This is a genomic window from Streptomyces sp. NPDC088766, assembly GCF_044750845.1.
In the GTDB taxonomy this organism is placed as follows: Bacteria; Actinomycetota; Actinomycetes; order Streptomycetales; family Streptomycetaceae; genus Streptomyces.
Genome location: NZ_JBIVKQ010000004.1, coordinates 422,158 through 434,479, shown reverse-complemented (window position 1 = coordinate 434,479; position 12,322 = coordinate 422,158). Strand labels below are relative to the sequence as shown.

At 73.3% G+C, this 12,322-nt stretch carries 9 protein-coding genes; 5 read left to right on the top strand and 4 right to left on the bottom strand.

The window, feature by feature from the left end:
- Positions 1-160 precede the first annotated feature (160 nt).
- The gene (gene treZ / locus ACIP5W_RS09075) at positions 161-1,906 is read right to left on the bottom strand and encodes a malto-oligosyltrehalose trehalohydrolase (protein ID WP_401468952.1); all 1,746 of its coding nucleotides are present in this window, start codon (positions 1,904-1,906) and stop codon (positions 161-163) included.
- 186 nt (positions 1,907-2,092) lie between these two features.
- Between treZ and ACIP5W_RS09070 the strand changes: the two genes are divergently transcribed.
- The 3 genes from ACIP5W_RS09070 (at position 2,093) to ACIP5W_RS09060 (ending at position 3,705) form a co-directional block, all read left to right on the top strand.
- Entirely contained in the window at positions 2,093-2,644 is a 552-nt protein-coding gene (locus ACIP5W_RS09070) for an FHA domain-containing protein (protein ID WP_401468949.1), read from the top strand.
- A gap of 315 nt (positions 2,645-2,959) precedes the next feature.
- Positions 2,960-3,235, top strand: a complete 276-nt coding sequence (locus ACIP5W_RS09065; RefSeq protein ID WP_401468946.1) for a hypothetical protein — start codon at positions 2,960-2,962, stop codon at positions 3,233-3,235.
- Entirely contained in the window at positions 3,232-3,705 is a 474-nt protein-coding gene (locus ACIP5W_RS09060; protein WP_401468943.1) for an SSI family serine proteinase inhibitor, read from the top strand. Before ACIP5W_RS09065 ends, ACIP5W_RS09060 begins: the two co-directional genes overlap by 4 nt.
- Before the next feature lie 89 nt (positions 3,706-3,794).
- Here the strand turns inward: ACIP5W_RS09060 and ACIP5W_RS09055 are convergent, their stop codons facing one another.
- From ACIP5W_RS09055 to glgX, 3 genes are all read right to left on the bottom strand, one after another.
- Positions 3,795-5,054: a M14 family zinc carboxypeptidase gene (locus tag ACIP5W_RS09055; protein ID WP_401469031.1), complete on the bottom strand. Its 1,260-nt coding sequence runs from the start codon at positions 5,052-5,054 to the stop codon at positions 3,795-3,797.
- A gap of 165 nt (positions 5,055-5,219) precedes the next feature.
- Positions 5,220-7,610, bottom strand: coding sequence for a malto-oligosyltrehalose synthase (treY, locus tag ACIP5W_RS09050; RefSeq protein WP_401468940.1), 2,391 nt, complete (start codon positions 7,608-7,610; stop codon positions 5,220-5,222).
- A gap of 76 nt (positions 7,611-7,686) precedes the next feature.
- Positions 7,687-9,804: a glycogen debranching protein GlgX gene (gene glgX, locus ACIP5W_RS09045; RefSeq protein ID WP_401468937.1), complete on the bottom strand. Its 2,118-nt coding sequence runs from the start codon at positions 9,802-9,804 to the stop codon at positions 7,687-7,689.
- 190 nt (positions 9,805-9,994) lie between these two features.
- Here glgX and ACIP5W_RS09040 point away from each other — a divergent pair, with 190 nt between their 5' ends.
- Together ACIP5W_RS09040 and ACIP5W_RS09035 are read left to right on the top strand one after the other, a co-directional pair.
- The gene (locus tag ACIP5W_RS09040) at positions 9,995-10,831 is read left to right on the top strand and encodes a Tat pathway signal sequence domain protein (RefSeq protein WP_401468934.1); all 837 of its coding nucleotides are present in this window, start codon (positions 9,995-9,997) and stop codon (positions 10,829-10,831) included.
- Positions 10,832-10,922: 91 nt separating this feature from the next.
- Positions 10,923-12,266, top strand: a complete 1,344-nt coding sequence (locus ACIP5W_RS09035) for a copper amine oxidase (RefSeq protein WP_401468931.1) — start codon at positions 10,923-10,925, stop codon at positions 12,264-12,266.
- Positions 12,267-12,322: the final 56 nt, after the last annotated feature.

The window sequence follows — 12,322 nt, the reverse complement described above, 5'->3', positions numbered from 1 at the left end:
TAACTTCACCCGAGCACGGTTTACTTCATGTGCATCCACACCTTCAGCGTTCCCCCAGACAGGACCGACAGGCAGACGTAACGGAGTCCTACTAGTGCTGTGGACCTTTCCGGTCGCAGCACTGGCCGGACCCGCCGGCCCGTGCCCCGTGCGGCGGTCCTCAGTCCTGTTCCAGGACCACGCAGGACTCCCCGGGCAGGCGCAGCAGCCCGTCCGCGCCCGTCGTCTGCACCGGCTCCCAGGCGGCCAGCACGCGCGCGGGGCGGGTGCCGAGCGGGATCGCCGCCGGTGCCTTGCCGAGGTTCACGGCCACCCGTACGTCCCCGCGGCGGAAGGCCAGCCAGCGGGCCTGCGCGTCGTAGGCGACCTTGAGGTCGGCCAGGTCGGGGTCGGTGAGGTCGGCATGGGCGTGCCGCAGGGCGATCAGCCGGCGGTACCAGGCCAGTACGCGCGCGTGGGGCTCGCGCTCCGGCTCCGACCAGTCCAGGCAGGAGCGGTCCCGGGTCGCCGGGTCCTGCGGGTCCGGCACGTCCTCCTCCGCCCAGCCGTGCTCCGCGAACTCCCGCCGCCTGCCCCGCCGTACGGCCTCCGCGAGGTCCGGGTCGGTGTGGTCGGTGAAGAACTGCCAGGGCGTGCCCGCCGCCCACTCCTCGCCCATGAACAGCATCGGGGTGTACGGGGAGGTCAGCGTCAGCGTGGCCGCGCAGGCCAGCAGGCCGGGGGAGAGGGAGGCGGCGAGCCGGTCGCCCTGGGCGCGGTTGCCCACCTGGTCGTGGGTCTGGGAGTAGCCGAGGAGCCGGTGCGCGGGCAGCCGGGTACGGTCCAGCGGCCGGCCGTGGGACCGGCCGCGGAAGCTGGACCAGGTGCCGTCGTGGAAGAACCCGCCGGTGAGGGTCTTGGCGAGCGCGGCGAACGGATCGCGCCCGAAGTCGGCGTAGTAGCCCTGGGACTCGCCGGTCAGGGCGGTGTGCAGGGCGTGGTGGAAGTCGTCGTTCCACTGGGCGTGCAGCCCCAGGCCGCCCTCCCGGCGGGGCGTGATCAGCCGCGGGTCGTTCAGATCGGACTCGGCGATCAGGAACAGCGGCCGGCCCGTCTCCTCGGCGAGCGCGTCCACCGACTCCGACAGTTCCTCCAGGAACGGGTACGCGCGCGTGTCGGCCAGCGCGTGCACCGCGTCCAGCCGCAGCCCGTCGATCCGGTAGTCGCGCAGCCACGCCAGCGCGCTGCCCAGCAGGAACGCCCGCACCTCGTCCGAGCCGGGCGCGTCCAGATTGACGGCCGAGCCCCACGGGGTGTGGTGGGTGTCGGTGAAGTACGGCCCGAAGACGGGCAGGTAATTGCCCGACGGGCCCAGGTGGTTGTGCACGACGTCCAGGACCACCCCCAGACCCAGCTCGTGCGCCCGGTCGACGAACCGCTTCAGCGCCTCAGGACCGCCGTACGGCTCGTGCACCGCCCACAGCGACACCCCCTCGTAGCCCCAGCCGTGCCGGCCGGGGAAGGGGCACAGCGGCATCAACTCCACGTGGGTCACACCGAGTTCGACGAGATGGCCGAGCCGGCCGGCCGCCGCGTCCAGGGTGCCCTCGGGGGTGTACGTGCCCACGTGCAGCTCGTACAGCACCGCGCCCGGCAGCGGCCGCCCCGGCCACCGCGCCCGCCATGCGTACCGGCCGTGGTCGACGACCGCGCTCAGCCCGTCGGGCCCGTCCGGCTGACGGCGCGACCGCGGATCCGGCCGCACGGGGCCGTCGTCCACCGCGAAGCCGTACCGGGTGCCGTCCCGCGCCTCCGCCTCACCGGTCCACCACCCCGGCCGCGCGGCGTCGCGCTCCAACGCGCGCGTCACGCCCTCGCACTGGAGCGTCACACGTTCGGCCTGCGGTGCCCACACCTCGAACTGCACGGACGGTTCCCCTTCGTCTGCTCACCGTGATGTAGCCCGACCCATCGTGCTCCAAACGAGATCGATCCGCCGCACGAACACTCCCTTCGAGGCCGGGGTCGTTGCGGTCCGCTCCGGGCACGCCCGCCGAGCCGCCGTTCTCCCGTTTTCTGGACACCCGACGTCCACTGCCCGACAATCACGAGCGTGACGTCGTCATTCGAGTTCAACACGTACCCCGCGCGCCTGTCCGACGTGGAGCGCGACAGGGCACTGAAGGTGCTTCGTGACGGTGTCGCCATGGGCCGTCTCTCCCACGACACGTTCATCCGGCGCATGGAACTGGCGCTCGTCGCCCGCCGCCCGGACGAACTGGCGGTCCTCACCGCCGACCTGCCCAGGGAGAGCCGCTTCTCGCGCGCCGTGTTCGGCACCGTCGAGGCCGTCTCCGGCTTCACCGTACGGCTGCGCAGGGCCTGGCAGGCCGAGCGGCTGCCCAAGCTGCTGCTGCCGCACCCCGGCACCGAGCGGGCGCTGCGCATCGGCCGCGACCCCGCCAGCGGCCTCCGGCTGACCCACGACAGCGTCTCGCGCGTGCACGCCGAACTCAGCCGCCAGGGCGGCATGTGGATCCTGCGCGACCTCGGTTCGACCAACGGCACGACCGTCAACGGGCGGCGCGTCATCGGCGCCGCCGTGGTCCGCGAGGGCGACCAGGTCGCCTTCGGACGGATGGCGTTCCGCCTCTCGGTGAACTAGGTGAACCAGGGGCTCCCGTGCCGGCGAACCAGGGGCTCCCGTGCCGGCGAACCAGGGGCTCCCGTGCCGGCGAACCAGGGACTCCCGTGCGGGTAGGGACGGGACCGCGGGCCGGCCCGACCCGCAGGAAAGACCCCGGGCCCGCCCGGCAAGTCGATTCGTCCGGGGCGGTGTTGACGTACCTTCCGGGTCACGACCGGCCGCGTGGGCACCGGCACTCCCGGTGGACCGAAGGCTCTCCCGCCCCCCGCCCCCCGGACACCGCCCACCCGGCTGCCCTGCGCATCGCCCCGGCCGCCGTGTCGCCGTCCCGCCGTGCGCACCGCGGGCCTGCCGCACCGGCTCGTCGCGGGATGCGGGCACGATCCGGCCGGCGCGCTGCCGGAGCCGGCCGCGCGCGTCGACGCGTGGTGCGCCGACCGTCACGACGGGTCCGGGGACCGCTGGATCCCCCTCGCCCGCCGCGTGGAGCACCGGAGCGGGGTCGTCCCCGCCGCGTTCGAACCGGTCGCGCGGCCGGCCCGCGCACCCCCACGATCGGGTGAGCCGGACTGGGGAACCGGGGCCGCCGTGCCGATGCACCGGGAATGAAGCACTTCCCCACATCCCGCCTGCTGGGCGCCCTGCCCGTCACGGCCGCGCTCCTCCTCGCCGCCGTCGCCCCCGTCCGGGCATCGGCGTCCGGTCACGCCCTTCCCGGCGACGGGCTCCGGCTCAGCGTCACCACGGGCGACTCCCGCTCCGGCGACACCCGCGGCACGCTCCTGCTGTGCGACCCGCCGCAGGGCCACTCCCGCGCCGCCGAGGCCTGCGCCGACCTCACGGCGGCGAACGGCGACATCGACGCCGTCGCGCCGCGGGACGCCGTCTGTTCCCTCCTGTACGCGCCCGTGACCGCCCGCGCGAGCGGCCGCTGGCACGGCCGCTCCGTCGAGTACACGAGGACCTTCTCCAACACCTGCGTGATGCTCGCGGAGACGGGCGCGGTGTTCGCCCTGGACGACGAGCAGCTCCCCGAACTCCCCGAACTCCCCGAACTGTCCACGCTGCCCGAGGTCTGAGGCCGGCCGGCCGGCTCCGGGCACACGCGTGAGCGTGTCCGGAGCCGGCCCGCCCCTGCGCTCCCACCCCTGCTCCCGCCCCGGCGCTCCTACGGCTGCCGCGGTGCCCCCTCGCGCGCGTGCAGGGCCGCCGCGACGACCGTGCGGGACTGGTGCTCGACCTGGTGCTCCAACGGCACCCAGCGGGCCCGGAACCGTTCGGCGAACGCGTCGCTCCACCCCACCACGAGACGCTCCAGCCGGGGCGCCGCCCGGTCCTCGCGCTCCCGCAGCACCCGCCACAGCATCGCCGCCGCCCGCAACGGCAGCCTGCGGGCGAAGGCGTCCACACTCCCGACGTACGCCACCGTGGTGTCGGCCGGGGGCGTGTGCGTCCAGTCGTCGGCCAGCCCCGGCACCAGCTCCAGCACCCAGCGGGCCGCCCGCAGCAGCGGCCCGTCGACGCCCTCCAGCCGCGGCGAGGCCTCCGCCAGCACCCGCTCCACCTCCCGCGCGTCCCGCAGCAGCCGCCCCGCCAGCCGCCGGATCGCCTCCGCGGGATCCGGGTGCGGCGCCGGGTCGCCGACCAGGTCGCTCGCCCACATCGGCACCTCCACGACCGCGGTCAGGCCGCCGTGGCGGTGGGCGTGGTACCAGGTGCTGTGCCGTGCGTCGTCCGGCATGCTCGGGTACGCCATCCCCGCCCCGGGCTCCGGCATCACATGCACCCCGGGTCCGGACACCGGCCAGCCCGCCGCGTCGGAGGCGCCCGTCTCCACCGGGATGTGCAACTGCGCCGCCGACTTGGCGAACGGCTCGGCCAGGCCCGGTATGTCCCTCGTCAACTGCACCCAGCTGCCGCCCAGATCGGTACCGTGCAGCGTCACCTGGAGGTAGGGCCGCAGCTCGTCGATGACGCCGGTCAGCGCGCGGGTCTCGGGCGGCAGCCGGTCCGCCGGCAGCAGCGCCGGGGACCACTCGGGCTGCTCGGGGCCCGCCGGCCGGAAGAAGCCCCGGTGGTACTCGAGCAGGCTGCGCGGCGCGGGCGTCACGTGCAGGCTCGCCCCGTCCGGATCCGCGCACAGCAGGAAGTGCCAGGACGTGTCGTCCCGCAACTCCCTCTCGGACAGGACACGTTCGGCCAGGGCGAGCAGTGCGGGACCGCCGGCGGGTTCGTTCGCGTGGGCCCCCGCGACGACCAGCACGGCCCGCCGCGCATGCCCCACCGACAACAGGTGCAGCGGCCGCCCCGCGCGGGAGAGCCCCACCTTCCGCAGCCTGCACAGCCCAGGTCGGAGCGCGGCCAACGTCCTGGCGGACGAGGTCAGTTCCGTCACCGTGGGGTAGCGCAGCTCCGGCAGGAGACTCACCCCCGTCATGTCCGCCCGGCCTTCGCCTCCGCAGTACCCCACGGACTCGGTGACCTGTCAAGAACGCGCCACGGATGCTTTCGGGGGGCGCCCGGAAGCACTCCCCGAGCGGCAGCCGGCGACCGCCGCGGCAGCCGGGGGCCGCCGCCGGCCCCGCTCCGTGTCTCACCCCACCCTCTCCAGCAGCACCACCGGCAGCCGCCCGAACAGTTCCGCCACGTGCGCGTGCCCCGTGAACTCCCGGCCGGGTTCCAGGGCGTCCACCCACCTGCCCGGAGGGAGCGCCAGCCGGGTGTCCCCCCAGCCGCCCGCCTCCGCCAGGCGCAGGGACAGCCGGGTGACGGCCGTGACGACCCGGCCGGAGCGGGCGAAGGCCAGGCAGTGGTCCGCGGCCGGCCCCTCGGCGGGCAGCGGCTCGTACGTCGCCGCCGGACCGAAGACGTCCGGGTGCCGCCGCCGCAGCCGCAGCGCCGCAGCCGTCACGGCCTCCTTGACGCCCGTGCCTTCGGTGCCGGCGACCTCGGTGCCGATCGCCTCGGTGCCGGCGTCCGCCGACGGGAAACGGACGGGACGCCGGTTGTCGGGGTCGACCAGGGCCAGGTACTCGCCCTCCGTGCCCTGGTAGACGTCCGGCACCCCCGGCATCGTCAGCTGCACCAGAGCCGCGCCCAGCACGTTCGCCCGGACGTGCGGCGCGAGCGCCTCCCGCAGGGCGGCCACCCGCTCACCCGGCACCCCGCACGGCCCCGCCGTTACGAACGCCGCCACGGCGTCCTCGTACGGCGGCTCCTGTTCCGTCCAGCTCGTGTACATGCCCGCCTCGCGCACATGCTTGAGCAGCGCCTCCCGGACGCGCTCCGGGGCGGCCGGCCCGAGCCCGAACACGGTCTGCCAGGCCGCCCACGCCAGCTGCCCGTCCGGCACGCTCTCCCCGGCGTGCGTCACCTGCTCCAGGACCTCCGCCCAGCGCCCCGGGCACTCGGTGAGCACGGCCAGCGCCGCCCGGACGTCGGCGCTGCGCTTGGTGTCGTGCGTGGACAGGGCCGTCCCGGTGAGCGGCCAGTCGCGCTGCACGCGCGCGCAGTACGCGTGGAAACCGGCGGGGGAGACGCCCTGCCGGCCGGGATCGCCGCCGACCTCGTTCGCCGAGAGCAGCGGCACGTACCGGTAGAACGCCGTGTCCTCGACCGCCTTGGCCCGCAGCGCGGACGCCGTCTGCGCGAACCGGGCGCGGAACTCCACCGCCTCCGGGCCGTCCCCGCCGCCCAGCACCAGGCCGCGCACCACGTCCACCGCGGCCGCCTCCTCGGGTACGACGAAGGCCAGCCGGGCCTCCGCGGCGGCCTCCTCGGTGACGACGGCGGCCGCGTCGCCCGAGACGTACGGCCGGTAGACCTCCATGCGCACCAGCAGCTCCTCCAGCGCGGTGCGCAGCGCCCAGGGCGCCCGGTCGCGCAGTGCCGGGTCCGGCGACGCCGCGCACGCGCGCGTGGCCGCCCGCGTCAGCCGGTCCAGCTCGGCCGCCAGCTCGTGCCCGAGCACCGCGTACGCCGCCCGCCGCACCGTCGCCGCCCAGTCCCCGCCCCGGTCCGTCTGCGGGGCCGCGAACCGCCGGTACAGCGCCAGCAGCTCCCCGGCGCCCGCGGGGTCCGTGAACAGGCCGTCGACGTGGCGCAGCGCGTCGTAGCCGGTGGTGCCCGCGACCGGCCAGGCGTCCGGCAGCCGTTCGCCGTCGGCGAGGATCTTCTCCACGACCGTCCAGCGGCCCCCGCCCGCCCCGTGCAGCCGGGCCAGGTAGGCGTCGGGGTCGGCGAGCCCGTCCGGGTGGTCGACGCGCAGTCCGTCCACCACGCCCTCGTCCAGCAGCTGGAGGATCTTGCCGTGGGTGGCGTCGAACACCTCCGGGTCCTCCACCCGCACCCCGATCAGCTCCGAGATGCTGAAGAACCGCCGGTAGTTCAGTTCCGTGCGGGCCAGCCGCCACCACGCCGGCCGGTACCACTGGGCGTCCAGCAGCTCGGGCAGCGGCAGGTCCGCGGTCCCCTCGCGCAGCGGGAACGCGTGGTCGTGGTAGCGCAGGACGTCCCCGTCGACGCGCAGCTCGTCGAGCACCTCGCCCACCGGGCCGCCGAGGACGGGCAGCAGCACCCGGCCGCCCTGCGCCTCCCAGTCGATGTCGAACCAGCGTGCGTACGGCGACCGCGGGCCCTCCCGCAGCACCTCCCACAGGGCGCGGTTGTGCCGCGGGGCCATGGCCATGTGGTTGGGCACGATGTCCACGACCAGTCCGAGCCCGTGCTCGCGCGCCGTGCGCGACAGGGCCCGCAGCCCCTCCTCGCCGCCCAGCTCCGCGCGCACGCGCGTGTGGTCGACCACGTCGTAGCCGTGCGGGGAGCCGGGCACGGCCTCCAGCACGGGCGACAGGTGCAGATGCGACACGCCGAGCGAGGCCAGGTACGGCACGGCCGCCGCCGCGGCCCCGAACGGGAATGCGGGCTGGAGCTGGAGCCGGTAGGTGGCCGTGGGCACGACGGGGGCAGGGCGCTCAGAGGTCATGCAGACCTACGTACCCGCCCTGCCCCCTTTCGTGTCATCCCGGCCACCGGGTGGCGGCCTGCGACCGGGTGGCGGCCTACGCGGGCCGCTGCAGGACGATCATGCTCCGGTCGACCAGGGTCAGCCGGTCACCGGCCGCGACCTTCACGGGCGTCTCCCCCCGCACGGACTCCGGGTTCGCCGTGTCCACGACCACCTGCCACTGCCGGCCGTGGTCGACCGGCACCACGAACTCCAGGGTCCTGGGGGAGGCGTTGAACATCAGCAGGAAGGAGTCGTCGGTGATCCGTTCCCCGCGCGAGCCCGGCTCGGAGATCGCGTTGCCGTTGAGGAACACCGTCAGCGTCGAGGCCTGCGCCGAGTTCCAGTCCCGCTGGGCCATCTCCTTGCCCTCCGGGGTGAACCACGCGATGTCCGACAGGTCGTCGTGCGTCCCCTCCACGGGCCGTCCGTGGAAGAAGCGGCGGCGGCGGAACACGGGGTGCTCCTTGCGCAGCCGCACGATCTCCCGCGTGAAGTCGAGCATCTCGTCGCCCTCCCCCTCGGGGTCGGGCCACTCCACCCACGACAGCTCGCTGTCCTGGCAGTAGGCGTTGTTGTTGCCGTGCTGGGTGCGTGCCACCTCGTCGCCGTGGCTGATCATGGGCACGCCCTGCGACAGCATCAGCGTCGCCATGAAGTTCCGCATCTGCCGGGACCGCAGCTCCAGCACGTCCGGATCGTCGGTGTCGCCCTCGACGCCGCAGTTCCAGGACCGGTTGTGGCTCTCGCCGTCCCGGTTGTCCTCGCCGTTGGCGTCGTTGTGCTTCTCGTTGTACGACACCAGGTCGCTCAGCGTGAACCCGTCGTGGCAGGTCACGAAGTTGATCGAGGCCAGCGGCCGGCGCCCGTCGTCCTGGTACAGGTCGGAGGAGCCGGTCAGCCGGGAGGCGAACTCGGCGAGCGTGCGCTGCTCGCCCCGCCACACGTCCCGCACGGTGTCGCGGTACTTGCCGTTCCACTCGGTCCACAGCGGCGGGAAGTTCCCCACCTGGTAGCCGCCCTCGCCCACGTCCCACGGCTCGGCGATCAGCTTCACCTGGGAGACGACCGGGTCCTGCTGCACCAGGTCGAAGAACGACGACAGCCGGTCCACCTCGTGGAACTGGCGGGCCAGGGTCGCCGCGAGGTCGAAGCGGAACCCGTCGACATGCATCTCCAGGACCCAGTACCGCAGCGAGTCCATGATCAGCTGGAGCACGTGCGGGGACCGCATGAGCAGGGAGTTCCCGGTCCCCGTGGTGTCCATGTAGTACCGCGGGTCGTCCGCCAGCCGGTAGTACTGCGCGTTGTCGATGCCCCGGAAGGACAGCGTCGGGCCCAGGTGGTTGCCCTCGGCGGTGTGGTTGTACACCACGTCGAGGATCACCTCGATGCCCGCCTCGTGCAGCGCCCGCACCGCCGACTTGAACTCCAGGACCTGCTGCCCGCGGTCGCCCCAGGAGGCGTAGGCGTTGTGCGGGGCGAAGAAGCCGATCGTGTTGTAGCCCCAGTAGTTGTTGAGGCCCATGTCGACCAGGCGGTGATCATTGACGAACTGGTGTACGGGCATCAGCTCCAGCGCCGTGACGCCCAGCTCGGTGAGGTGTTCGATGATCGCCGGGTGCGCCAGGGCGGCGTAGGTGCCGCGCAGCTCCTCCGGCAGCCCCGGATGGAGCATCGTGAGGCCCTTGACGTGCGCCTCGTAGATCACCGTGTGGTGGTACTCGGTGCGGGGGCGCCGGTCGTCGCCCCAGTCGAAGTAGGGGTTGACCACCACCGACGTCATCGTGTGGGGCGCCGAGTCGAGGTCGTTGCGCTTGTCGGGGGCCCCGAAGTGGTAGCCGTACACCTCCTCGCCCCACTGCACCGAACCGCTGATCGCCTTCGCGTACGGGTCGAGCAGCAGCTTCGCCGAGTTGCAGCGCGCCCCGCGCTCGGGCGCGTACGGCCCGTGCACCCGGAAGCCGTAGCGCTGCCCCGGCATGATGCCCGGCACGTATGCGTGCCGGACGAAGGCGTCGCTCTCGCGAAGTTCCACCGCCGTCTCCGAGCCGTCGTCGTGCAGCAGACACAGCTCTACTCGGTCCGCGGCCTCCGTGAAGACCGCGAAGTTCGTACCGGCGCCGTCGTACGTGGCGCCGAGGGGATATGCCTCTCCAGGCCAGACCTGCATGGACACGACTCTTCCAGGTGTGCTGCTCCGCCGGGACCGCCTTCGCACCGAGTCTCCAGGAAAGTGAGGGAACCACCTGTGACTTACGTCCCTCTTACCGGGCGACCAGTGCATACGCCCCATTCGGCGTACGCCGAACCAGTGGGGCCTACAACGTACTCCCGGGGCACAGGGGGAGTAGGGGGAAGATGTGCGCACGACAGTGCGCCGCCACCTGGGCAAGGTGGTGGCAGGTGCGGCCGTCGCGGTGGCCGCGACAGCCGCGATGATCGCGATCACCCTGCCGGGCACGGCGGGGGCGGAAGGAACCGGAGGGGGATCGGCCGGCCGGGTGGCGGCCGGCGGGCAGGGCGCCGCACAGGACGGTGCGGGACAGCAGGGCGGCGCGGCGGCGGTGGCGCCCGGCGTCGTCGAGCGGGCGCCCGCAGAGGGCGAGCGCGGCACAGGGCGCGACCCGCTCACCGACGACGAGATCGCCCGCGTCGAGCGCATCGCGCTCAACCGGCAGCTGCTCGACGCGGGCCGGGACGTCGACGGCGACCGCGGCCCGCAGCGCCTCGGCGTGGACCTCGCCGAACCCGAGGCGGACGAGGTCGACGACCCCTCGGCGCCCCGCCGCGCCGAGGTGACGTTCTACGACTACCAGGACGACACGCTCGTCACCAGGACCGTCAACCTGGACACCGGCAAGGTGGAGGCCACCGACAGCGGACGGGGCGTCCAGCCGCCGCTCAGCCGCGCCGAGAACACCGAGGCGGCCGCGCTGCTGATCGCCGACCCGCTCGGCGCGGGCCTGCGCGCCGACTACCAGGACGCCACCGGCAAGAAGCTCACCTCACCGGAGCAGCTGCAGCTCTCCAGCATGGTGTACCGCGCGGTGCCGGGCGCCCAGCCCGCCGCCTTCGACCAATGCGGGATCCACCGCTGCGCCCGGCTGCTGCTGAAGGTGAAGAACGGCCCGTGGATCGACACCCGGTCCCTGGTGATCGACCTCAGCACCCGCAAGGTGGCCGCGCTCACCCGCTGAGCGCCCCATTCCGTCCACTTTTCCGACCCGCACCTCCCGCGCGGCCGCGCTGCCTGCCCCGGGAGGGTGACGCACAGGGAGTCATGTCCGCATGCGCCTGAACCACCCGAACGGCGGCCACCGGCCGCCCGTGATCAGCCGTGCCCGCAGGAGCGCGGCCCTCGGTCTGTCCGTGGCCGCGCTGGCCGCCGGAGTGTCCGCGACCGGCACCGCCCCGGCCGCCGCCCGGCCGAAGGCGGCCCCCGCGGCCGCCGCCGACTGCAGCGCCGCCTACCGCATCCAGCAGAAACTCTCGGGCGGCACGACCTGGAGCATGTGCTGGCGCTTCGAGTCCAAGTCCGGGCTCGTCCTGGAGAAGGTCTCCTACCAGCCGCGCGGCGAGGCCCGCCCGATCAGGGTCCTCAACAGCGCCAAACTCGCCCAGATCCACGTGCCGTACGACGACGGCTCCAACGAGTACAACGACATCACCGACTACAACTTCGGCTCGGGCCTGGTCAACATGAGCCCCGCCGAGTGCCCCGGCGGCACCATCAAGACGGTGAAGGTCCCCGACGCCTACAACTCCGAGAACCCCAACGTGAAGGGCCTGTGCACCACCACGCGGGCCCGCGGCCATGCCTACCGGATGCAGACCGACTCCGGGAAGGTCTACCAGGCCCAGGGCAAGGACCTGCTCGTCTACACCGTCAACAAGGTGAGCTGGTACGAGTACATCACCGAGTGGCGCTTCTCCGACGACGGCACCGTCTCCATGAACGTCGGCGCCACCGGCAGCCTCTCGCCCTTCGACTACGACGCGGGCGACGGCCGCGGCTGGCCGATAGGCAAGGGCGCCAAGGCCTACGCCACCAGCCACAACCACAACGTGTTCTGGCGGCTCGACTTCGGCCTCGACGGATCGAAGAACAAGGTCGAGCAGTACGACTCGGTGGTCAAGCCGCCCGCCGCCGGCGCCCAGGCCCCCACCAACAGGACCACCCGCACCACCGTCACCAAGGAACTCGCGGGCGACGCCAAGAACATGCGCTGGTGGCGCGTGGTCAGCACCACCGGCAAGAACAAGGACGGCCACCCGCGTTCGTACGAGATCGTCCCCGGCGTCAGCAGCAAGTACCCGGGCCGCGCCTTCACCCGGCACGACGTCTACTTCACGCAGTACGACAAGTGTGAGCGGTACGCCAACAACAACGTCCGGCTGTGCGCTTCCGGGCATCCCACGACCGTCGACAAGTGGGTGAACGGACAGGCCCTCACCCACCCCGTGGCCTGGGTGAACGTGGGCTTCCACCACGTGGCGCGGGACGAGGACCAGCAGCCCATGCCGGTGCACTGGCAGGGATTCTCCATCGCCCCCAGGGACGTCACCGCTATGAGCCCGCTCACTCCGCCCGCCCTCGCCGGTGAGAACGGCCGCCCGCGCGCCGGAAGTTGAGAAACGACCCTGTCCATCCGGCTGCACCGCCGACCGCTCCCGGAGTACCCTTCCTT

Bases quoted from the DNA above. Each gene is read 5' to 3' on its own strand.
- ACIP5W_RS09060 (WP_401468943.1), top strand. From the start codon at position 3,232: ATGAAGCACTTCCCCACATCCCGCCTGCTGGGCGCCCTGCCCGTCACG.
- treY (WP_401468940.1), bottom strand. From the start codon at position 7,610: ATGACCTCTGAGCGCCCTGCCCCCGTCGTGCCCACGGCCACCTACCGG.
- glgX (WP_401468937.1), bottom strand. From the start codon at position 9,804: ATGCAGGTCTGGCCTGGAGAGGCATATCCCCTCGGCGCCACGTACGAC.
- ACIP5W_RS09035 (WP_401468931.1), top strand. From the start codon at position 10,923: ATGCGCCTGAACCACCCGAACGGCGGCCACCGGCCGCCCGTGATCAGC.